The following is a 21,983-nucleotide window of genomic DNA, read 5'->3' on the forward strand; positions in this document are numbered from 1 at the left end:
TGTTGCGCTCCGATGGAGGGCCTTCGTAATACTAGGATAATACCAGGCCTTCCTGACCTTTCCAAGGCGGCGCATATGCCCTTTCACCCGACTTTGAGGTGAACATCATGAAAGCTGCCGTACTCAAATCCTTCGGATCGCCGCTGGTGATCGAGAATGTGCCGGAGCCGGTGCTCGGCACCGGCGAGGTCATCGTCGACGTCGTCGCCACGCGCGTCCTGTCCTACATGAACGAGGTTTTCAGCGGCGAACGAAACTACGCGCTCGACCTGCCGATCATCCCGGGTCCCGGCGGCATCGGCCGGGTGCGCGCGATCGGCCCGGACGCGACCAAGCTCGCCGTTGGCGACTGGGTGTTCTGCGACCCGACGGTGCGTTCGCGCGATGACATAGTGGCGCCCGATATCGCCCTGCAAGGGCTCACGGCCGCCGGCCCCGGCGGTATGCGCCTGCAACGGCATTTTCGCCACGGCTCCTATGCCGAGCGGATGCGCGTGCCGACCGAGAATGTGAAGCGGCTTGGCGCGATCACGTCCGACCAAGCCTCGCAATGGTGCGCGCTGGGGACGGCGCTGGTGCCCTATGGCGGCTTCCTCGCCGCCAACCTTCAGCCCGGCGAGACCGTGCTGGTGAGCGGCGCCACCGGCAATTTCGGCAGCGCGGCCGTCTCGGTCGCGCTCGCGATGGGCGCGGCCTGCGTGGTCGCGCCCGGTCGCAACGACAGGATTTTGGCCGACCTCGTCCGCCGCTTCGGCGATCGGGTGAAGCCGGTGACACTCACCGGCAACGAGAGCGACGACTGCGAAAGCATGAAGCGCGCCGCACCGGGACCGATCGACTGCGTGTTCGACATCATGCCGCCCTCGGTCAGCACGACCGTCGTACGCGCGGCGATCATGACGGTGCGCGCTTACGGCCGCGTCGTGCTGATGGGCGGCGTCGGCATGGCGGGCGGCGCGGGCCTCGATCTGCCCTACCCCTGGATCATGCGCAACTGCATCAGCATCCACGGCGTCTGGATGTATCCGCCGGATGCGGCGAGCCGCCTGATCGCGCTGGTGCGCGCGGGATTGTTACGGCTGGACGAATACGAAGCGACGGCGTTCGACCTCGACCACGTCAACGAGGCGGTGGAACACGCCGCGGCCAATGGCGGACCGTTCAAGCTGACGGTGATCAGGCCATAATGGCCCCTCCGCTGCGGCGATGCGCCGTCGCAGCCGATAGGCCCGACATGTCAAATGGCTGGAAGGCGTCACCCCGATCGCAGTCGGCCAGGGCCGGCTACTGTGCATGGGGTTGTTTTCGCAGTTTTATTATTCGAGCTCGATGACCTGGCCGTTCGACAGCGAAACGCGCCGGTCCATGCGGCCGGCGAGCTCCATATTGTGGGTCGCGATCAGCATGGAGACCTTGGTCGCCTTGACCAGCTGCATCAGGGCCTGGAAGACGTGATCGGCCGTGTGCGGATCGAGGTTGCCGGTCGGCTCGTCCGCAAACAGCACCCGCGGCGCGTTGGCGACCGCGCGCGCGATCGCGACGCGCTGCTGCTCGCCGCCCGACAGTTCCGCGGGCCGATGGGTGATGCGGTCGCCGAGGCCGAGATAGCCAAGGATCTCCTTGGCGCGCTTGACGCTCTCCGACTTCTTCAGGCCGCGGATCATCTGCGGCATCATCACGTTCTCGAGCGCCGAGAACTCCGGCAGCAGCCGGTGCGACTGGTAGACGAAGCCGATATCGGTGCGGCGGAGCTGGGTACGCTCGATGTCGGGCAGCTGCGAGGTCGGCGCGCCGTTGACGTAGACCTCGCCGGAATCGGGCGCTTCAAGCAGCCCTGCGATGTGCAGCAACGTCGATTTGCCCGAGCCCGACGGCGCGACCAGCGCCACCGATTGCCCGGCCCACAGCGCGAGCTTGGCGTTGTCGAGGATCGTCAGCGGCACCTCGCCCTGCAAGTACTGCCGCTTTATCTCGTGGAGATAAATGACTGGTACATCTTCCGCCCCCTGCTGGCTCTCCATCAGCCCCTCACTCGTACCGCAGCGCTTCGACGGGATCGAGGCGCGCGGCGCGCCACGACGGGTACAGCGTCGCAAGAAACGACAGCGTCAGCGCCATGATGACGACCGCCGTGGTCTCGCCGACGTCGATCTCGGCGGGCAGTTTCGACAGGAAGTAGAGCTCCGGCGAGAACAGCTCGGTGCTGGTCAGCCAGGACAGGAATTGCCTGATGGACTCGATGTTGAGGCAGATCACGAGGCCGACGAAAAAGCCGACCAGCGTCCCGACCACGCCGATCGAGGCGCCCGTGATCAGGAAGACGCGCATGATCGAGCCTTGCGAGGCGCCCATCGTGCGCAGGATCGCGATGTCGCTGCCCTTGTCCTTCACCAGCATGATCAGGCCGGAGACGATGTTGAGCGCGGCGACCAGCACGATCATGGTCAGGATCAAGAACATCACGTTGCGCTCGACCTGGAGAGCGTTGAAGAATGTCGAGTTACGCTGCCGCCAGTCGACCAGGAACACCGGCCGGCCCGCGGCCTCCGTCACCGCCTTGCGGAAGGCGTCGATCTTGTCGGGGTTGTTGGTGAACACCTCGATCGAGGTGACGTCGTTGCTGCGGTTGAAATAGGCCTGAGCTTCAGCCAGTGGCATGAACACGAAGCCGAGATCGTATTCGGACATGCCGATCTCGAACACCGCCACGATCTTGTAGGGCTTTATGCGCGGCGTCGTGCCCATCGGGGTGACCGCGCCCTTCGGCGCTACCAGCGTCACGCTGTCGCCGGCATGCAGCGACAGCTGGTCGGCGAGGCGGCGGCCGATCGCGACCCCCTGCCCGTCGTCAAAGCCCTCGAGCGAGCCCTGCTTGATGTTCTTGGCGATCGAGGTGAGGTTGTTGAGGTCGTCGGAGCGGATGCCGCGCACCAGGACGCCCGAGGCGTTCCACGGCGAGGACGCCAGCGCCTGGCCGTCGACCACGGGCGCTGCGAGCCGGATGCCCTGGACCTGGCTGAGGCGGTCGGCGACGTCCTTCCAGTCGGTCAGCGGCGATTCCAGCGGCTGCACCAGGATATGGCCGTTGAGGCCCAAAATCTTGTCGAGCAGCTCTTTGCGGAAGCCGTTCATGACAGCCATGACGATGATCAGCGTCGCCACGCCGAGCATGATGCCGAGGAAGGAGAACCCGGCGATAACCGAGATGAATCCCTCCTTGCGGCGCGCCCGCAGATAGCGCGCCGACAGCATCCACTCGAATGGCGCAAAAGGCGCGGTTTGCTTGGTCTCGGTCATGGTCTCATCCATCGCTCGATAATCCCATGATTCGGGGTCAATTGTGGCCGGATTGGCGGCCGCGATATCGCGCGATGAACAATATTCAGCCGACCAGCCGGGCGACCGCGTCCGCAGGCGACATCGTCTCGCGCGAGCCGTCACTGCGCTTCTTGATCTCGACCTTGCCCTCGGCGAGGCCCTTCGGCCCGATCATGATCTGCCAGGGGATGCCGATCAGGTCGGCGGCGGCGAATTTGGCGCCGGCCCGCTGATCGGTGTCGTCGTAGAGCACGTCGACACCCTTGGCGGTGAGCTCGGCGTAGAGCTTCTCGCAGGCCGCATCGACCGCGGCATCGCCCTGCTTGAGGTTGAGAATCGACGCGCGGAACGGGGCCACCGCCTCCGGCCATTTGATGCCGGCATCGTCATGGCAGGCCTCGATGATGGCGCCCAGCAGGCGCGAGACGCCGACGCCGTAGGAGCCGCCATGGATCGGCACATCGACACCGTCGGGGCCCGCAACTAGTGCCTTCATCGCATCGGAATACTTCGTGCCGAAATAGAAGATCTGCCCGACCTCGATGCCGCGGGTGTTCACCCGCTTGTCCGCAGGCACTTCCTGCTCGAAGCGCGCGGCGTCGTGCACGTCTTCCGTCGCCGCATAGACCGAGGTCCATTGCTTGATGATCGGCGTCAGGTCGCTGTCATAGTCGACGTCCTCGCCCGGCACCGGCAGGTCCAGCACGTCGCGATTGATGAAAACGCCGGATTCGCCAGTCTCCGCAAGCACGATGAACTCGTGGCTGAGATCGCCGCCGATCGGGCCGGTTTCGGCGCGCATCGGGATCGCCTTCAGCCCCATCCGCGCGAAGGTGCGCAGATAGGCGACGAACATCTTGTTGTAGGAGATCCGCGCAGCCGCCTCGTTGAGGTCGAAGGAATAGGCGTCCTTCATCAGGAACTCGCGGCCACGCATCACGCCGAAACGCGGACGCTGCTCGTCGCGGAATTTCCATTGGATATGATAGAGGTTGAGCGGCAGGTTCTTGTAGGACTTGACGTAGGCGCGGAAGATCTCGGTGATCATTTCCTCGTTGGTCGGCCCATACAGCAGCTCGCGCTTGTGGCGGTCGGCGATGCGCAGCATTTCCGGGCCATAGGCGTCGTAACGGCCGCTCTCGCGCCAGAGGTCGGCCAGCTGGAGCGTCGGCATCAAGAGTTCCAGCGCGCCGGAGCGGTCCTGCTCCTCGCGCACGATCTGCTCGATCTTCTTCAGCACGCGGAAGCCGAGCGGCAGCCAGGCATAGATGCCGGCCGCCTCCTGCCTGATCATGCCGGCGCGCAGCATCAGCCGATGCGAGACGATCTCCGCCTCTTTCGGATTTTCCTTCAGGATGGGCAGAAAGAATCGCGACAACCGCATGGCAATACTCTGGGAATCAGTGATCGCCTGCAGTGAAAGCGGATTGGGAGCGAAAACACAAGACCGGGAATGAGGAAAAGCCGCTAAGGCGGCGGAATTCCTGTCATTTTTCCGTTGCCTTCAGGTTCAGCATGAACCGCACCGGCGCGCTTTAAGGCAGCCCCAGATCGAGCTCGTCCTCCAGCGTGACCTTCTCGAAATCGGTCACCAGCGCGTCGATCCGCACATGCCAGCGGCCGGCGAAGGGGAGCTCGACCTTGCGCACGTGCCAGTAGCCGTCCGGCCCAAGCGATGCGCCCCGCTCCATCGGCTCGATGCCGCGCTCCGGCAGGCTCAGGGTCAGCGTCACCTCCTTCGCGATCAGCGGCGTGGCCTCGCCGGTCATGAGCTGAAGCACGAAATCGTCGAGCCCGGCCTTGCCCGGCGAGACCAGCACCTGGAACATCGCCTTGTCGCTGTGGATGTGGATCGCCAAGGGCGTCTCGGGAATGATCGTCCGCGGTGGCGGGGTGAAGCGCCAGCCGGCGACGACGGCAAGGATGGCGAGTGCGATCGCGCCTTCCAGCAGGATCGAGCGCTTGAGCGCGGGCGTCCCTGTCTCGTTCCGGGCCAGGGCCAGGGCCGGTGTCAGCCTGAACCGATTGAGCGCGGCAAGCGCCAGCAATCCCGTGACCAATGCAAGCTTGATCGAGAGGATGAGTCCGTAGCGGGTCTCGACCAGCGCGACCGGCTTTTCGAGCTGAACGATCGCGAGTGCGAGGCCGGTCAAGGCCAGCACGCCGACCGCCAGCGCAGCGATGCGGGAAAAGCGGTTCACGACGGGGAGCGTCGCAGTCGTCGGCTCCGACACCAGCGCGACCAGCGGCGCGAGAGCACCGATCCAGATGGTGACGCCGAGGCCGTGGAGAAAGATCGCCGGCCGGGTCAAAGCCTCCGGCGGGGCCGTTGCGGCGTGCCCGGTCATGGCAAGCGACAGGCCGACGCCGACCAGCGCGATGATCGCAAGAGCGCGCGCGTACCATGCGCTGCGCAGCGCCATCAACGCGAACAGCATCGCAGCAATCGCAACCAGCAGCGCGGGGCCGGCACTGGTCGCGAACGCGACTTTCCAGGGGGCGGCCGTCGCGAGAGCCGCTGGCGGCAGCCCGAGAAGATCCAGGCCTAACACCCCGAGAGAGACAGCGGCGCTCGGAATGCCGATGGCGAGCGCCACGCGTGGAACGGTCATGCCCGTCGTCGACCACGCAACCCAGCGCGCAAAGAACACGCCTCCGACACCGACGAACAGCCCGAGATAGAGACCGACGCGCGCAAGCCAGATCAGCACGTTCAACCCGCGATCGGCATTGGCGGGAGGTTGCGTCCCCGTCGGCATGCCGATCGAGAAGATCACCGATCCCGCGACGGGATGGCCGTCCTGCGAGATCACACGATAGCTGACGACCGCAGTGCCCTGCGGCAGGTCTGGCGGCATCGCGACCGAGATCGTTTCGCCCGACGCGCTGACGCGCGCATCGTCCCGCGCCCTGCCCGCGCCGTCGATCAAGCGGATTGCACCAGGCGTCACCGCCTCGTTGAAGCGCAGCTCCACCGCCTTCGGCGCGCTCGCAAGCATGCTGCCGCTCGTCGGTTCGACTGCGACCAGCGCCGCATGCGCAGACGCGCCGGTCGTGAAGCCGACAACGCAGAGGAGCGTCGCGAGCGCGGCGAGAAAGCGCATCAGGGCTTTGGCAGGAGCTTCACGCCCGGTGCCGGCGACTTGCCCTCATGCGAATGCCCTGCCCCGTCCGCCGGGATCTCGATCCAGCGGCTGACGCCAGTCTCGCACTCCTGGACGACAGGGAAATACAGCGTCGTGTTCGGCTTCAGGCTGTCTGTCAGGAAGCTGCTGATGACGAACTCGTCGAAATTGTGGTCCGGCAGCTTGCCGCCGGACCAGGCGACCTCCCTGACGCCGGAGGAAAGCTTGTTGCCGTGATAGTCGTATTCGTTGGCGTACTTGCCTTCGACGACATCGACGCTCCAGCCCGCCTTTGGCATCGGCTTCACCGCGATCACACCTTCCGGAATCTGCACCCTGATCTTCACGGTAGGCGAACCCGCGCAGCCGTGCGGCACGGCGAAGACGGCCTTGTAATAGGAAGCAACCGTGGCCTGCTTGGTCTCGAGCGTGATATGCGCCGCAGCAGGCGACGCGGCCAGCGCGGCGATCAGGAACAGGCAGGATCTCTTCGACATGATTGGTCCCTTCGACATCGTCACTTGATCAGGATCGGCGATTCCACACTGACATGATCGGCCTCGGAGATCGAAATTCCGAGACCCAGCATCCAGCGTCCGGGCGTCAATTGCGCGACCTTCACGTGCCAGCTGTCCTCGCCGTCGCGCGAGGCCTCGACCGGCGCGAGCTTCCTGCCGGACTGCGTGTCAACGAGCGTCACCGACACGGCTCTCGCCGTGAGCGGCGTCTCGTCCGTGGTTTCGAGCTGGATGGCGATCTCGACCGGGCCGGCGCGCCCCGGCGAGACCGTGACGTTGGCCATCGCCTTCTCGGTGTGCAGGTGCGTGAAGAAGCTGTCGTCGTCCGTCGCCGCCGCAAGCGGTGTCGCGGCAACCGACAGCAAGGCAGCCATCGCGAGCGCAAGGCCCGCGAAATTTCGAGGCGAGGTCATCGGAGACTTGATCTGTTTCATCACATCTTCATTCCCGAATGATCCGGCATTTTCTTCATCATGTGCCCGCCGTCGCCGGGCGCCTGCGCACCGACGCCCTGGACGTCGAGGGAGACGGCGACCTTGCCGGCCTTCTCGAACTCCAGCGTCACCGGTACCTTGTCACCCTGCTTGAACGGGCCCTTCAGCTCCTGGAGCATCAGATGATTGCCGCCGGGCGCGAGCTTCACCGTCTTGCCGGCATCGATCACGAGCCCCTTGTCGAGCGGACGCATCTTCATCACACCGTTGTCCATCGCCATCTCATGGACCTCGGTCTTCCCCGCGATGTCGGCGGAAACGCTGACCAGCCTGTCCGCCGTTGTCCCCTTGTTCTCGATGGTGAGATAGCCGCCGGCGACCTTGGCGCCGCCGGGCGTCGCCCGGCTCCAGGCCTGCGAGATGACGAGATCGCCGGCCTTGACGTCCTCGGCCGCCGCTGGTGCTGCGCAGAGCGCGAGAGCGAACGCTGCGAGCAGCACATCTTTCAACATGGTTTTCATATCGGTATTCCCGTTTGCAGATTGAATTTCAGTGTGTGGCGAGCTGTTGGCCCGACCATTTTTCGAGATCGGCCATCTCGGCCGAGCCTTCGATCGTCGTGATTGTCCCGTCCCGGGAGATGAGCATGGTCCGGGGAATGTCGCCCTGCCAGGCGGGGTCGATCTCGAACCTCAAACGCTCGACAAAACCGTCGTTGAAGATGAAGTTCTCGGTCGACGACAGCCCCGCCTTGTCAAGCATCGACTGCGTTGCCGCCGGCAGGTTCGGCACGAGATCGGCGCTGATCGTGACCACGTCGATCCCGGGATAGTCCTTCGCAAACTGCCCGAGCAACGGCAGCTCGACCTTGCAGGGCCCGCAGGTCACGCCCCAGAAATGCACGAGCGTCGGGCGGCCCGCATGACCCCTAAGGACGCCTTGCCAGGTGCCGCGCTCGAACGGTTTCAGGGCCGGCGCTGCTCCCAGCGTAGCCGTTGACGCGATCAGGAGACCCAGACCCAGAATGCCTGCAAATCGACGTCTCATGGCTGGTCCTCGATTGCTGTGAGCCGATAGCCGTCCGCTTTCGTCATCCATGACAAATAGACCTGTCGGCCATTGGAAACGAGCAAGGGATGATCGGATGTGTCGGTCGTGCTCGATATCGTCTTCGGCGGCGACCACGTCTCGCCGTCGTCGCGGGAGATCGTCATCTGGACCGAGGTCTTCTCGCCATCGAACTCCTTCCAGACCATCACCGTTCCCACAGCCCCTGCGAGCACGTAAGGGCGCGTCGGATTGCGGCCCGGCTGCCCCAGCGCCATGGGCGCAGAGAAGGTACGGCCTTCGTCGCGCGAGTGGGCGTAGAACAGTCCCTTCCGCGTCTTGCCGTTCGTGTACCAGGCGATGTGATAGGTCCCGTTCGGCGCAACCGTGAGGCTCGGTCCGTGATGCGGGCAGGCGTTGATCTGCCAGTCGTCATTGCTGACCCGATGGATTTCACCCGGCGTCGAGACGTCGGCGAATGTCATGACCGCGTGATCGCGCACGCCGCCCTCAAAGATATTTCTGAAGATCACGGCCGGCCGCCCTGGCGCCGCGAATGTCAGTCCCAACCGGCAGCATTCGCAAGTGTTGTCACGCGCAAGCTTCGCCTCCGCGTAGGTGGCGCCGCCATCGCGCGACGAGGCGAAGAACAGCCCCGCTCCCTCGTACTTCCGTCCCGCCTCCTTCGCGGGAACGCGATTGCGCTTGTCCAGCCATGCCGCAAAGACCGTTCCGTCCTGATCGAGCGCCAACGCCTCAAAGCGCTGGCTCTCATTGTTGGCGGTGATGGGCCCCAGCTCCGCAAAGCTCTTCCCGCCGTCGCTGGATCGCGTGTAGAGCACCTGTCCGTTGAAGGCCTCATCCCTGAAGATCGAAAATGCGAGCGCGATGCCGCCCTTGCGATCGACCACGATCTTAGGCCGCGCATCCGGTCCCCAATCAAGGTTCAGCCGCTTCGTCGTGACCTGGGTGGGCGCCGAGAAACTGCGCCCCGCATCCGGCGAACTCGCAACCGACACCTGCCCGCCCGCCATCCAGGCCAGCCACAGCGTTCCGTCCGGTCCGAATGCGGGCGTCACCTTGGTTGCGCAGCGCAGCGTCGGCTCCTCGCACGCCGCTTCGGAGGCATGTTGACCGTGCATCTGCGCGAGCGCCGCCCCTTGCAGGAATGCAAGAGCGACTATCCCAAGCAAGCCACTTCGGACCATGGCCCTATTCCCTTCGAGAGCCCGGATCATCTGAATGCCACCTTCATACCCGCAACGAACAGGCGCGGCGAGCCCGCGTAGATCGATCCCGTCGTGTTTGCGAGCACGCTCGCAGGATTTTGAAGGCCGGCCGCCGTCACCGTATTGGCGATGTTGTTTGCCGACGCGACGTAGGTGCGGTCGAAAACATTCCTGACTTCGAGGAACAGGTTCAGGGATCTGAAAGTGTCGGACACCAGATCGGTCTTGTAGTGGACGTTCAGATTGACCAGCTCATAACCCGGCGCCTTCAACAGATTTGCATTGTCCATGTAGAAGGAGTCCTTCCACTGGACCTCAACAAAGCCACCGAGACCTGCCAGTGGCCCCGCAAACTCGTCGTAGCCAACGCGGGCTGTCAGCTCGTTGGGCGAAATGCCGGGGATCTTGTTGCCGGCCCGGTTGAAGCTGAACACTGCGCCATTGGTGATGTTCTCGACATACTCGGTATAGACCTCGTCGAGGTAGGTGTACGCCGCCATAAACCGCCAGCCCGGATAGAACTTCCAGTCGGCCGCAAGCTCGATGCCGCGATGCTCCGAGCGCGGCGCATTGAACGTGTAGCTCGGGTTAGGTGAATTGACAGGTGTTGCCTGCGATACAAGTTCGTCGCGAAAGAACTCGTAGAAGCCCGTCGCGCTGACTTTGAGCGTGTTGTTCGGTGTCCAGTCGAAACCGAGGTCGTAGCCCAGATTTTTCTGAGCCTGGAGCTGGGTATTGTTGCCCGACAGCCCACTCGGCAGGACAAACAGGTTCGAAACCTGCGGAGTGCCGTACCCCGTAGCAACCCGCCCCCTGAGCACCCACTCGTTGTTCACCGTATAGAGCAACGCTAGTTCAGGCGCAGTGTTCTGGAATTGCCTGTCCGCGGTCGTCAGCGTCGTCGTGGTAATGCCAGTGGGGCCAGCGTACGCATACGCAGTGTTGATCCCCTTGAGAACGGTAGTTTCCCAGCCGACGCCTGCGACAGCCGTCAAGGATGTCGTCAGCTTGAGCTCTTCCCGCGCGCGAACGCCGTAATTGGTCGTCTGGCTATAAAGATTGCTCGACAGACTGCCGAGTGTGGCATTGCCCCCCGGCATGACGTTCCGCGTGTCGCTCGAGGCCGTCAGGGTGTTGTAGAAGGCACCGAAGAACGTGGTCGATTCCAGCCCGAGAATCTCGCCCCGCTTGGTGACGTCGCTCATGAAATTGTACGAGGGAAAATCTCCGATCGCGCTGGTCGTGCCGGTCGGCTGATTGATGTTCCTGTCGTCGAACACGAACTGGTTGCGCCAGGTCGTGGTGTTGTCGAAATCGTGCTCCCAGCGGCCGCCGACGATGGTGCGGCGGTCGTTGCGGCCAAGCCCGGCCTGCACGGCCGTCTCCTTGTCGGTTCCAGCGGTTGCATTGAAGCCGTTGTTGAACAGTGTGACCGTGCCGCATCCGGCGGCGGCCGAGACGCCGGTCGCACAGCCCTGCTGGAAAGGGTTTTGATAGTACTGGTTCAGCGACTGCCGGATCGGCAGCCGCGTGCTGAGGTCGTTGTTGATGATCTTGACCGTGAAACGATCGTCCGGCGTCGCCTTGAGCGTGCCGAGGAAGTTGACGGTCTGCGTATTGAACCAGCTATTGCCGATATAGCCGTCGCCTCGCGTGTCGCTTGCGAACAGCGAGCCCTCGAAGTTCCCGACCTTTTTGCCGGCCGCGAGATAATTGTTGAGATAGCCGTAGCTGCCGCCGTCGACGCCATATTCGACGCCGTCGATCGTGCCGCCCGGCCGTGTCCGGAAATTGAGCGCGCCGCCGGTCGCGTAATTGCCGTAGAGCGCCGACGAGGGGCCGCGGATCACGTCGATGGCGGCATAGGCCCGCGGATCGATCAGATCACTGCGGGACAGCCCGTCCGGCTGCGTGACCGGGAAGCCGTCGTCGAAGATCACGAGATTGCGGATGCCGAAGCCGTTGCGGGCGTTGGAGCCGCGGATCGAGATGCCGATATCGCGGGGTCCGTTGCCCTGCTTCACCGATATGCCGGGGCTCTCGCGCAGCACGTCGGCCACGGTAACCGCCGGCCGGTTGTCGAACTGGCTGCGATAGATGGTCGTCTCGGTCTGGCCGGTTGGCGCCTGATTGAGGCCATCTCGCGCCGCGCTGGCCGTCACGGCCCGGTTTGGGGTCGACGCGCCGACGCTCGCACTCGGCGTAACGGGCCTCGCTGCGCGGCCGGCCGAAGCGGATCGCGGTTGCGAAGGCCGGGTGACTGGTTTGGCACGGGCAGTCTGCGGCGCCTCAACGGTCACCGCCGGCAGCTCCGTGTTCGTGCTTTGGGCAAAGACTCCGCTCGACGACGCAAGCAGCGCGGCCTGGACCGCGACGGCGCTCACGCCACGGCGGGCATGACAACGTAACATGGGGCATTCCTGACGCCGGCTTTCTCTCCGGCCATTCGACAGCATCGATCGCCAGCGGACGGACCGCGGCAATCACGAGGGTCGTCAGGAAAATTGAGGTGGTGCGCGCGCCTGGGCGCCTGTGCCCTTATGAATTGCGACGGCGGATACATCCGCCGCATGCCACACCACGCGCGCGGCGTGGCGGAAGGGAATGGCGAGCGCAACGTGCGGCGGTGAATCGAGCGATGCGCCTGCCTGCGCCAGGCAGCACAGCGCGCACGCGGCGCCATGTGCGGTCGGCGCGCCGGTCTGGTCGTCCAGACCGCCCTGCTCGCTGGCGCTGTGGCAGATGACGCCGGCAGACAACGGATCGGCCACGGCCTGGCCGGCCGCCAGACAGGCGGCAATCGGCGCCAGCACCTGCATCGCCAAAGCGAGCAGGACCAAGGGTAGGAATTTTTGCAGCCGTGCGCGCATCCGCCGAGCCATTCGTTCGCCTACGAACTAAACACCTCGCCGAGACCTGAGTCGAGGTCAGTTCCGCCGGCTTCTTGGCCCAGCGCAAATTTCTCGAAAACTGTGGTCCCGCCGCCCCATGGGCTGGGACGTCCGGCATTTGAGGCAGTCCGGCAACCCGCCCCGTCCACAGATTTCTTATATTTGTCATATGCTTACGGGCTAAACAGCCCGATCATTTCGTCAGTTGCTCTAATTTTGAACAATCGTTGCCGAAAATGATGACAAGTGAGAAAAGTTGATCTAGCATCCCTCTTGCTCAGGCTGGCCGCGAGGTCGAAGTCTGGTGGTCCAAGTCTCGGGAGGAGCCCCTGGCGCGCAAAACGCAGCGTCGCCCCGTCAATCAAGAGCAAATCTTAGAATCGGGGATAATAGGGTCGACACAATTTTCGAGCGGGGCTAGGGCCCCGCTCTTTTTTTGCCCGCAAGGCTCTTTTGCCCGCATGGCTTCGATGCCGATGAGCGCTCCCTCTAATCCAATCGAAAACAGCTTCGAACTCGCGGCCTCGCGTTGCGCGGATCTCACGCCACTCGTCTACCAACGGCTGTTCGAACAGCATCCCGAAACGCAGACCATGTTCCGCTCGCAGGGCAGCGAGCTGGTGATGGGATCGATGCTTGCGCTGACGATCGAGGCAATCCTCGACTTCGCCGGTGAGCGTCGGGGCCATTTCAGGCTAATCGCTTGCGAGGTCGCCTCGCACGATGGCTACGGCACCCCGCGCGACCTGTTCATCGCGTTCTTCGCCGTCATCAGGGATGCGCTGCGCGACCTGCTCGGCGACGCATGGTCGCCGGAAATCGCGCAGGCCTGGGACCAGCTGCTCGTCGAGATCGACGCCTTCGCCACTATTCCGGCCTGACGCTTTGCGCTGCACCAACACGAGCTGCGGCGATCTCGCGATCGATTGCAGATTGAGTGGCAGGAACTCTTGTGAGAGACTTTCGGACATCGGTCGCGCAATCAATGACGCGCCGACGAAAATTTTATGGGAGCGAGCGATGTCCGGGACGAAAGATTTCTCGACGACGAGGCGCGATCTTCTTCAGGCGGCGGCGACCGCCGGCGCCGCGACTGCCCTTCTCGGCAGCATGGGCATAAACCCCGCCCTTGCAGCCGAGGTCGGACGATCCGAGAAGCCGCTGAAGGCGGCCTTCTCCAATGCGGGCCTCCAGGCCACCTGGTGCGCCCAGGGCAAGCAGGCGGCGGAATTCTGGGGCAAGCTGTTCAATGTCGAGGTGACCTGGTTCGATGGCCAGCTCGATGCGGTGAAGCAGCGCGCGGCGATCGACAACATGGCCTCGCAAAAGTGGGACTTCGTCGCGATCCAGGCCTTCGGTATCGGCACCCTCACCCAGCCCGTGCAGAAGATGATCGATGCCGGCACGCCGGTGATCGACATGGACACGCTGATTGCCCCGCTCGACCAGATCAACGTCCACTCTTTCCTTGCCCCCGACAACGAGTTCATGGGCGCCTCGGTGACGCAGGCGCTGTGCAACGCGATGGGCGGCAAGGGCAAGATCATCATGACGCAAGGCGCGCTCGGCCATACCGGCGCGCAAGGCCGGGCCAAAGGCTTCAACACCGTCGTCAAGCAGTTCCCGAACATCGAGGTGCTCGACACCCAGCCTGCCGACTGGGACGTGTCGAAAACCGCGCGTCTCTGGGAAACCTATCTGACCAAATATCCGCAGATCGACGCGGCGTTCTTCCACAATGACGACATGGCGCTCGCCGCCGCCAACATCATGAAGGCGCGCAATCGCACCAACATCCTGATCGGCGGCGTCGATGCGATGCCACCGGCGATCCAGGCGGTGAGCGAGGGCCGCATGTTCGCGACCGTGCGCAATCCGTCCTGCCGCATCCATGGCGGCGCGATCATCGCGGGCGTTTCCGCCGTGGTCGGCGGCGAGAAGAGCGGACAGGGCATTCCCAAGAACGTCGTCACCGACGGCCCGGTCGTGACCAAGGCCAACGCCGCCGGGATGCAGTGGATGCAGGATCACTTCCTGATCTGAGCCTCCATGCCTGAGGTTCGTTCGCCCATCCTGGAACTGCAAGGCATCACGAAGAGCTTCGGCGGCGTCGAGGCGCTTCGTGGTGTCGACTTCGCGCTTTCACCCGGCGAGATCCACGGTCTCGTCGGCGAGAACGGCGCCGGCAAAAGCACGCTGATGAAGATCATCGCCGGCGTGCACAGCGAATTCTCCGGCCGCTTCCTGATCGACGGGAAGGAGACGCATTTCCGCTCCGCCCGCGATGCACACGCGGCCGGGATCGCCATGGTGCATCAGGAGCTGAGCGTCGCGCCCGATCTCACCGTCGCCGAGAACGTGTTCCTGGGCAACCAGCCGACCAACCGGTTCGGCCTCGTGCAATGGCGGCGCATGGCGCGCGAGGCCGGCGAGCAGCTCGCCCGCTTCGGCATCGACGTCGATCCGATGTCCAGGCTCGGCGACCTCCCGATCGGGCTCCAGCAGCTGATCGAGATCGCCCGGGTGCTGTTCTCCGGCGCCCGCATCGTCATCCTGGACGAGCCGACCTCCGCCCTCTCCCCGCCGGAGGTCGAGCGGCTGTTCGCGACGCTCCGGCGGCTGCGCGAGGAAGGCACTGCGATCGTCTTCATCTCGCATTTCATCGAGGACATCCTGCTTGTGTCCGACACGGTGACCGTGTTCCGCAACGGGCGGAAGGTCGCCGAGACCGCGGCGGCTGCGACCAGCAAGGGCGCGCTGATCGAGGCCATGATCGGCCGCGGCGGCGAAGCGCTCGAGCACAGCTACACCGATGACCTCATGCTGCCACGGTCGAGCGACAGCTCCGTGGTCCTGAAGGTCGACCAATTGTCGCTGGCCCGCAGCCTGAAGGACATCTCCTTCGAGGCGCGCGCCGGCGAGGTGCTCGGCATCTACGGTTTCATGGGCTGCGGCCAGCAGGAGCTGTCGCGCATCCTGTTCGGCAAGCTGAAGCCGGACGGCGGCACGCTCGCCGTCGAGGGCAGGCCAAAAACCTTTGCCAGCACGGCGGCGGCGCGGCGCGCCGGCGTGGCGCTGGTGCCGGAGAGCCGGCGCGCCATGTTGTTTCACCAGGAACCGGTCTACAAGAACATCTCGATCAGCATTCTCGACCGCATCTCGTCGCTGCTGCTCAAGCCGGCACAGGAGCGCGACATCGCCAAGCGCCAGGTCGAGCAGCTGCAGATCAGGCCGCCGGTGGTCGGCCTCGACCTCGGCATGCTCTCCGGCGGCAACCAGCAGAAGGTCGCGCTGGCAAAATGGCTGACCTATCCGCCGAAGCTGCTGGTGCTGTGCGAGCCGACCCGGGGCATGGATGTCGGCGCCAAGAACGACGTCATCAACATCGTCCGCGATCTCCGCGCCAAGGGGCTTGCGGTCATCGTGCTGTCGACCGAGCCGGAAACGGTGCTGTCGCTGGCCGACCGCATCCTCGTGCTCAAGCGCGGCGCATTGGTGCGGGAATTCAAGAACGAGCCGGTCAGCAAAGACCGCCTGCTGGAAGCGGCGTGACGGAGAAGCACCATGGCGAGCAGTGAGACGGCTTTGGCGGCGGGTCAGCGGCCGCGCGGCGTTGCGCCCTTCCTGCGCTCGCAGATGCGCAACATCGCGCCGTTCCTCACCCTGATCTTCCTCTCCGCCTTCTTCGCCCTTGCCAGCCCCTCCTTCGCGACGTTGGACAATCTCGGCAACATCCTGACGCAGGTGTCGGTGACCGGCATCATCGCGGTCGGCCTCACCTTCGTGATCCTCTGCGCCGAGATCGACCTCTCGATCGCCAGCATCGCCAACGTCACCGGCATCGCGGTCGCCTACTTCACACTGCAGGACTCCTACGTCAACATCGCCAACATTCCCCTGCCCGGCGCGGTCGCGATCATCCTGTCGATCCTGCTCTGCGCCCTGCTCGGCCTCGTCAACGCGCTCGGCCTGACCGTGATCGGCATCCCCTCCTTCATCATGACGCTGGCCATGATGCAGATCGCGGCCGGCGTCTCGGCGCTGCTGGTGCGCGGCCAGATCGCCTACAAGGTGCCCGGCCTGATCACCACGCTCGGCTCGGGCTCGATCGGCGGGATCCCCTGGATCGTCATCGTCGCGGCCATCATGCTGCTTGGCGGCCATCTGGTGCTGACCTACACGCGCTTCGGCCGCTACGTCTACATGGTTGGCGGCAACCGCGAGGCGGCCGAATATTCCGGCCTCAACGTCAAGCTCATCCTCGGCGCCGTCATGGTGATCTCAGCGGTGTGCTCGGGCATCGGCGGCATGCTCGGCGTCGCCCATTTCGGCAGCGCCCAGCAGAACGAGTTCGACACCTATCTGCTCGACTCCATCGCCGCCGTCGTCGTCGGCGGCACCAGCCTGTTCGGCGGCCGCGGCGGCATCGGCAACACCATCGTCGGGCTGTTCGTTCTCGGTGTCCTGAATAACGGCCTCGACCACGTCAACATCGACAGCTTCCTGAAGATCCTGATCCGCGGCCTGATCCTGCTGGCGGCGCTGGTCATCAACGTCTACGCGCAGCGGCTCAGGGAAAAAGCGGCGGAGTAGGCAGCCCTCAAAACAAAAACGCGAAAACAACCCCATGCACAGTACAAATCATTGAAGAATTTGGCGCGAGGTGGCTTGAGCCCCCGCCGCAACGACGTTTGACACGTCGGGCAAAACAGGAGCACAACGTCATCATGGCGCCGTGCCTTTAAGGCCGATGGGCTCAGGACCGCGACCCAAACTCCGTCATTGCGAGCGCAGCGAAGCAATCCAGGAATCTATCCGCGGATACATGTCTGGAGCGCCGTTTCAGGCGGCGCGCTGGTTGTGTCGCGACGAGAGATCCGGGCACAGCACGAGCTTGCCCTCGAGGCCACCAGTCTCGAGGCGACGGTGAGCATCGGCGACCTCGTCGAAGGAGATCCGCTCGGCGATGCGCGGCCGGATGGCACCAGTTGCCAAAAGCCCGAACAGCCGCTCCAAGTCCTCCTTGAACCAGGTGGGATGTCGCGCCCGCATGGCATTTACCGAGTAAAACCGGGCCCGCTTGCCGCCGGGCAACAATCTCCACAGGTAAAGGCGCGCGATCTCCATCACGATAGGGAGCATGCGACGCTGCGCTTGCACGCTCGCCGAGAAACCGATGGCACAGAGCAGGCCGCCTGGCTTGAGCGCCGCGTATGAGCGGCGATAGCCGTCTTCGCCAACGCCGTCGACGATGACGTCGAACCCGCCCGGCAGGACCCGCGTGAAGTCCCCATGCTTGTAGTCGATCGGCGTTGCCCCTAGCTCTCGGACGAGCGCCATGTGCTCGCCGCGCGCGGTGCCCCACAGCTCGATGCCGGCCAGTCTCCCGAGCACGAGCAGCGCCTGGCCGACCGCGCCGGCGGCGCCGTGCACGAGCACGCGCTGGCCTCGCTGGACCCGGGCCGCGCGGTGCAGAAGCTGGTACGCGGTCGTCCAGCTCAAGATCAACGTGGCCGCCTCCGCCGCGTCTACGCCCTCCGGCACGCGGGCCACGTCGTTCGCCCGAAGCGTGCGGTAGTCAGCGTTTGACCCGACCACCGTCATGTCGGCCACGCGGTCGCCAATCTGAAAGTCATGCACGCCTTCACCGAGCTGATCGATTGCCCCGACCACGTCGTAGCCCATTACGAACGGCGGCCGGAGGCCCATCGTTTGCGGGTATAGATGGCGCCTGATCAACACCTCGGTGTAGTTGAGGCTCGACGCAAGTACACGGACCCGCAGCTCGCCCCGGCTGGCGGTCGGCAAGGGAGCGACGACCACCTCCAGCCTCTCGGGATCACCGAAGAGGCTGACTTGAACAACTCGATTGCGCGGCTCCATCATCGGCGATCTCCTTGCAATGTCGTGATCCAGCGCAAGGACGGGCACTCTTTTGCAGCTATTTTGCATCGCCACGTCGGCAAGCATTGAGGATATGGCCGGCCTGGAGTTCTACCTTGATTTGGCTCAAAGTATGCGATGCGCAATTTGATCGCTACCGGGGCATAGCGGACTTTCGCGAGCCGCCAGCGCGGCCGATTTATGGGTTCAAGGCCTTATCCGACGGTAGCCGCGAGAAGCGGAAATTGCAGTGGCTCGCGCCGCCCGCCAATGTTTGTGTGCGCTCCAGGCGGATGCCGCGCGCTGCGTAGGCGACGAAATCGAGGCCGCAGATGTTCGGCAGGATGTCCTTGTCGCCATGGCGCGCTGCGAGCTTGCAGAAGCCGCAAGCCTTGTAGTTGATGCCGAATTCGAAGCTGTCTTGCGGACCCGGCTCGACGAAATCGTAGACGAAGTCTTCCGGAAACTCTTCCTGATGCGCTTTTGTAACGCTCCTTGCCGCCTGCTCGCGCAGCAAGGCCTGGTTCTCCGGCGACATGAATTGTCGCCCCGAGGCGAGACGCTCCGCTTCGGGCGCATTCAGCAATTGCGCCTCGTATGTCTCTCGCTCGATCTCGCCAATCACAGGCACCGGCACGCCGTGTCGTCGCAGCACCCGGCTGATGGCCATGAACCCCATCAGGCGCATGAAGAAATCGCTCATGCGGCTTGCCGCGCCGCCGACATAGGGCATCTGGGTGAGGACAATCTCGAATTCGTCCATCACCTCCCGCCTGATCCCGTTGATGTCGGTGAGATGCGTGCGCTCGCGCAGCATCGCTTCGGCAAGGTCGAGCCGCTCGCGCACGGCGGCCTCCATTGCGCTCCGATGCGTCTGGTAGAAGGGATGGATGTTCTCAGCCATTGGACACCTGAGGGCTCATTGCAGGGTTGGCGAAGCCGGTTTCATTCCGCGGCGATCGCCTCGATCTCCAGCAGCCATTTGCTGTCGACGGTCTCGACGACCACGACCGTCAGCGCCGGCCGATGTTCGCCGAGCACCTTGCTGCGAATGGAGCGGTTGGTCACGACTTGAGTCCGGTCAGTCAGGAACGTGGTGACCTTGACCAGATGCTCGACGCCAAGACCCGCGGCGGCAAGCACCGCGATCACGTTGCGCCAGGCCTGCGCGCATTGCGCTTCGAAACCTTCGGGCACGGTCCCGTCGGTTTTCTCGGGCACCTGACCACTGATGAACAACAGGCGGCGATGCTGCGTCAATTCAAGTCCCATGCTGTAACCGCCGGCGGGAGGATGGACCGTTGCGGGATTGTGGTTGACGATGTGAGCCATGTCAGCTTGCCTCCTGTTCGACGAATTCGAGCGCCAGACCATGCGCGGTGGCGGGTGGCACCAACAGCACGGCACCGGTCATCGCAAAGCCGACGCCGTTGTGTTCCAGCGTTCGCCTTGTCGCATCCAGATCAGCGACCGCCAGACGCGCCGCGCAAAAGCGCGGCGAAGCGCTGTTCGCGAGGCCCGGTAACCGGCGCGTCAGCTCGGACGGGCCGAGCAAGGTGATCTGATTGCCGCGCCCACCAATCGTCAGCCGCCCGGGCACAAGCTCGGCCGTGCCTTCCGTGAGGCGCTCGAGGAAATCGCGGTGCGCCGCCGGCTCCGCCGCCGACATCACCACCTCCACCACGCGGAGGGCGCCGTTGGGATGACACTGATACTGCGCCTTCCAGAACAGTTCCGGCGGGTGACGCTGCTGGCAGGTGAAGAACGCGAGCCCGGGCATGGCGGGATCGGTGGCAAAGGCCAGCGAAAACGCGACGCGCGCCGTGCCTCCGCCCGGGAGCACCGCGTCACGGCCGAAATCGAACGGCGCATAATCGCCGATGCGGTCGGCCCTGAAACGCACGGCATCGGCATGGGCGTCTGTGCTGTGCAAGACCAGCATCGACATTCCCTCGGCGGTCGCAAGAAAATCGCGGTTGTGGGCCGCGAAGCTGAAATGGCCCGGCGTGGCTGGCGGCACCAACGCATTGTCGGTGACGGCCAGCAACTCCAGAAAATTGTCGGCGAACTGCGCCAGGCGGTTACTGGTTCCGAACGGATGCACACCGGTCGGCGTGAGGTTGAAGCCGAGCCGCTGCCAATCCAGCGCAGCCTGCTCCAGATCGTGGACGCAAATGACGAGATGATCGATTCGGCGCGGCATGGGAGTTCTCCGGATTGCGGGCCGACCGTATCCGGCGACATCACTGCTTCGCAAAGCATTGTTGCTGCGGTTCAGCGCAAGAAAATCTATTGCAAGGCCAAGGCCCATCGGTGTCAAACTGCGGTGCGATGACCTACGCCCTTCCCCCGCTCAACGCGCTCCGCGCTTTTGAGGCCGCCGCCCGGCATCTCAGCTTCAAGCTGGCCGCGCACGAGCTGCACGTGACACCTGCCGCCGTGGGACAGCAGGTGAAGGCACTGGAGGCACGCCTCGGCGTGCAGCTATTCGAGCGGCTGCATAAGCAGCTCATTCTCACCGCGGCCGGTCAGGCCTATCTGCCCGGGGTCTCCGAAGGTTTTCGTCACATTGCGGAGGCGACCTCGCAATTGAAGCCGGCGGGCGCGGTGCTGCTGCAGTTGGGGGTCCATGGCAGCTTCGACCTGCGCCGGCTCGAATTGGCGGAGTTTCGCAGCGCGCATGCGGAGATCGGCTTGCGGGTGCTGCAGCCGGCCGGCCTGCACGAATTGGTCGAGGGCAAGGTCGACCTGCTGATCGCCCGCGGTCTCGGCCGCTATCCGGGCTATCGCTGCGACCGGGTCAATGAGGGATCAGGCCTCGGTGATTGGCTGATCGCGCCTGAAGGCACCGCCGATTGCCCCGAGATCGTCAGCTTCCGCGACTGGCTGCGCGCCCTGCCAGCCGAGAACCCGCTCGCAAACCGCCGCCCGCGTCTGGTCGGCATCAGCGGAAGCTAAGGCGACCGTGAGGCATGGCTTGAGCCCTCGCCGCCAGGACGTTTGAGACGTCGGGCAAAACACCGGCACAAGTCCATCATGGCGCTGGTCCCGTAGAGACCACCGAGCTCACGGCAGCGGTTCGACCTTCGCCGCCATATCGGGAACCCGCGTGATCTTATACATGGCGTTGCTGCATCTAAGAACCCAAACGTCGCGATCAGGTCGAGACGCCTTCGTGTTCTTCTTTGCGCCGAGTGGCTTTTCGCAAGTGAAGCCTTGCGTGCGTATCTGGGCCGCAAGCATTCCCTGAACGGTTTCGGCCGGAATCTGCTGCGCCCGCACTTGCGGAGCAAATAGAATAAAAACGAAGGCAAGTAGTAATGATCCAGATGCTCTGTGCATGATTTCAACCCTTGAAGCAGCCGCCCCGCAAGTTCGAACATCGCACTATAGCAGAAACACCGGTGTTGTCCGCGCCGGGCCTTCCGCGCCGTAGCGCGCTAGCTGCACTCATTGTCAGGACAACGAGCGCGGATTGGTGGCAATTTGCCCGAAAGCAGACCTATTGTGCTCAGTTCAAGCTTTGTCGTTCATGACC

22 protein-coding genes are annotated in these 21,983 nt (G+C 64.2%); 6 read left to right on the plus strand and 16 right to left on the minus strand.

Annotated elements, in window-relative coordinates; all coding sequences use genetic code 11:
- The first annotated feature begins 107 nt into the window (after positions 1-107).
- Positions 108-1,187 carry a zinc-binding alcohol dehydrogenase family protein gene (locus IVB46_RS07915; protein ID WP_247305027.1) on the plus strand — a complete coding sequence of 360 codons (1,080 nt, stop codon included), beginning with the start codon at positions 108-110 and terminating at the stop codon, positions 1,185-1,187.
- A 129-nt stretch (positions 1,188-1,316) separates the two neighbouring features.
- Here IVB46_RS07915 and IVB46_RS07920 read toward each other — a convergent pair whose 3' ends face one another.
- The 11 genes from IVB46_RS07920 to IVB46_RS07970 all read right to left on the minus strand — a co-directional run bounded on the left by IVB46_RS07920 (position 1,317) and on the right by IVB46_RS07970 (position 12,541).
- Entirely contained in the window at positions 1,317-2,021 is a 705-nt protein-coding gene (locus IVB46_RS07920; protein WP_166096967.1) for an ABC transporter ATP-binding protein, read from the minus strand.
- A 7-nt stretch (positions 2,022-2,028) separates the two neighbouring features.
- On the minus strand, positions 2,029-3,309 hold the full coding sequence (locus IVB46_RS07925; RefSeq protein ID WP_247305024.1) for a lipoprotein-releasing ABC transporter permease subunit: 1,281 nt from the start codon (positions 3,307-3,309) through the stop codon (positions 2,029-2,031).
- A gap of 73 nt (positions 3,310-3,382) precedes the next feature.
- On the minus strand, positions 3,383-4,702 hold the full coding sequence (gene proS, locus IVB46_RS07930; protein WP_071913420.1) for a proline--tRNA ligase: 1,320 nt from the start codon (positions 4,700-4,702) through the stop codon (positions 3,383-3,385).
- A gap of 151 nt (positions 4,703-4,853) precedes the next feature.
- Positions 4,854-6,422 carry a CopD family protein gene (locus tag IVB46_RS07935; protein WP_247305019.1) on the minus strand — a complete coding sequence of 523 codons (1,569 nt, stop codon included), beginning with the start codon at positions 6,420-6,422 and terminating at the stop codon, positions 4,854-4,856.
- The gene (locus tag IVB46_RS07940) at positions 6,422-6,940 is read right to left on the minus strand and encodes a YcnI family protein (RefSeq protein ID WP_247305017.1); all 519 of its coding nucleotides are present in this window, start codon (positions 6,938-6,940) and stop codon (positions 6,422-6,424) included. Before IVB46_RS07940 ends, IVB46_RS07935 begins: the two co-directional genes overlap by 1 nt.
- 20 nt (positions 6,941-6,960) lie before the next feature.
- Positions 6,961-7,395 carry a DUF5060 domain-containing protein gene (locus tag IVB46_RS07945; protein WP_247305015.1) on the minus strand — a complete coding sequence of 145 codons (435 nt, stop codon included), beginning with the start codon at positions 7,393-7,395 and terminating at the stop codon, positions 6,961-6,963.
- Positions 7,395-7,916: a copper chaperone PCu(A)C gene (locus tag IVB46_RS07950; protein WP_063983006.1), complete on the minus strand. Its 522-nt coding sequence runs from the start codon at positions 7,914-7,916 to the stop codon at positions 7,395-7,397. Before IVB46_RS07950 ends, IVB46_RS07945 begins: the two co-directional genes overlap by 1 nt.
- 28 nt (positions 7,917-7,944) lie before the next feature.
- Entirely contained in the window at positions 7,945-8,442 is a 498-nt protein-coding gene (locus tag IVB46_RS07955) for a TlpA disulfide reductase family protein (protein WP_247304998.1), read from the minus strand.
- The gene (locus tag IVB46_RS07960) at positions 8,439-9,650 is read right to left on the minus strand and encodes a sialidase family protein (protein WP_247304995.1); all 1,212 of its coding nucleotides are present in this window, start codon (positions 9,648-9,650) and stop codon (positions 8,439-8,441) included. Before IVB46_RS07960 ends, IVB46_RS07955 begins: the two co-directional genes overlap by 4 nt.
- Positions 9,651-9,676: 26 nt before the next feature.
- Complete coding sequence (locus tag IVB46_RS07965) at positions 9,677-12,082, minus strand: TonB-dependent receptor (protein WP_247304992.1); 2,406 nt, start codon at positions 12,080-12,082, stop codon at positions 9,677-9,679.
- Positions 12,083-12,166: 84 nt separating this feature from the next.
- Positions 12,167-12,541, minus strand: a complete 375-nt coding sequence (locus tag IVB46_RS07970) for a DUF2946 domain-containing protein (protein WP_247304987.1) — start codon at positions 12,539-12,541, stop codon at positions 12,167-12,169.
- A gap of 497 nt (positions 12,542-13,038) precedes the next feature.
- Between IVB46_RS07970 and IVB46_RS07975 the strand changes: the two genes are divergently transcribed.
- The 4 genes from IVB46_RS07975 (at position 13,039) to IVB46_RS07990 (ending at position 17,155) form a co-directional block, all read left to right on the plus strand.
- The gene (locus IVB46_RS07975) at positions 13,039-13,443 is read left to right on the plus strand and encodes a globin (protein WP_247304985.1); all 405 of its coding nucleotides are present in this window, start codon (positions 13,039-13,041) and stop codon (positions 13,441-13,443) included.
- A gap of 139 nt (positions 13,444-13,582) precedes the next feature.
- Positions 13,583-14,605: a sugar ABC transporter substrate-binding protein gene (locus IVB46_RS07980; RefSeq protein WP_028155964.1), complete on the plus strand. Its 1,023-nt coding sequence runs from the start codon at positions 13,583-13,585 to the stop codon at positions 14,603-14,605.
- Between the two features lie 6 nt (positions 14,606-14,611).
- Positions 14,612-16,114 (plus strand): sugar ABC transporter ATP-binding protein, encoded by a 1,503-nt coding sequence (locus IVB46_RS07985; RefSeq protein WP_247304982.1) that lies wholly within the window; start codon positions 14,612-14,614, stop codon positions 16,112-16,114.
- A gap of 12 nt (positions 16,115-16,126) precedes the next feature.
- The gene (locus IVB46_RS07990) at positions 16,127-17,155 is read left to right on the plus strand and encodes an ABC transporter permease (RefSeq protein ID WP_247304979.1); all 1,029 of its coding nucleotides are present in this window, start codon (positions 16,127-16,129) and stop codon (positions 17,153-17,155) included.
- A 249-nt stretch (positions 17,156-17,404) separates the two neighbouring features.
- Here the strand turns inward: IVB46_RS07990 and IVB46_RS07995 are convergent, their stop codons facing one another.
- The 4 genes from IVB46_RS07995 to IVB46_RS08010 form a co-directional block, all read right to left on the minus strand.
- Complete coding sequence (locus IVB46_RS07995) at positions 17,405-18,448, minus strand: medium chain dehydrogenase/reductase family protein (protein ID WP_247304975.1); 1,044 nt, start codon at positions 18,446-18,448, stop codon at positions 17,405-17,407.
- A 196-nt stretch (positions 18,449-18,644) separates the two neighbouring features.
- The gene (locus IVB46_RS08000) at positions 18,645-19,349 is read right to left on the minus strand and encodes an L-2-amino-thiazoline-4-carboxylic acid hydrolase (protein ID WP_247304972.1); all 705 of its coding nucleotides are present in this window, start codon (positions 19,347-19,349) and stop codon (positions 18,645-18,647) included.
- Between the two features lie 41 nt (positions 19,350-19,390).
- On the minus strand, positions 19,391-19,777 hold the full coding sequence (locus IVB46_RS08005) for a RidA family protein (RefSeq protein ID WP_247304969.1): 387 nt from the start codon (positions 19,775-19,777) through the stop codon (positions 19,391-19,393).
- Between the two features lies 1 nt (position 19,778).
- Complete coding sequence (locus IVB46_RS08010) at positions 19,779-20,648, minus strand: VOC family protein (RefSeq protein WP_247342436.1); 870 nt, start codon at positions 20,646-20,648, stop codon at positions 19,779-19,781.
- Positions 20,649-20,776: 128 nt separating this feature from the next.
- On the opposite strand from IVB46_RS08010, the gene IVB46_RS08015 reads away from it, so the two are divergent.
- A complete protein-coding gene (locus tag IVB46_RS08015) occupies positions 20,777-21,403 on the plus strand; it encodes a LysR family transcriptional regulator (protein ID WP_247304949.1) in 627 nt (208 codons plus the stop codon).
- A 108-nt stretch (positions 21,404-21,511) separates the two neighbouring features.
- On the opposite strand, the gene IVB46_RS08020 is transcribed toward IVB46_RS08015, so the two are convergent.
- Positions 21,512-21,787: a hypothetical protein gene (locus IVB46_RS08020; RefSeq protein ID WP_167767920.1), complete on the minus strand. Its 276-nt coding sequence runs from the start codon at positions 21,785-21,787 to the stop codon at positions 21,512-21,514.
- Positions 21,788-21,983 lie beyond the last annotated feature (196 nt).

It is taken from the genome of Bradyrhizobium sp. 61 (assembly GCF_023073075.1).
Lineage (GTDB): Bacteria > Pseudomonadota > Alphaproteobacteria > Rhizobiales > Xanthobacteraceae > Bradyrhizobium > Bradyrhizobium barranii.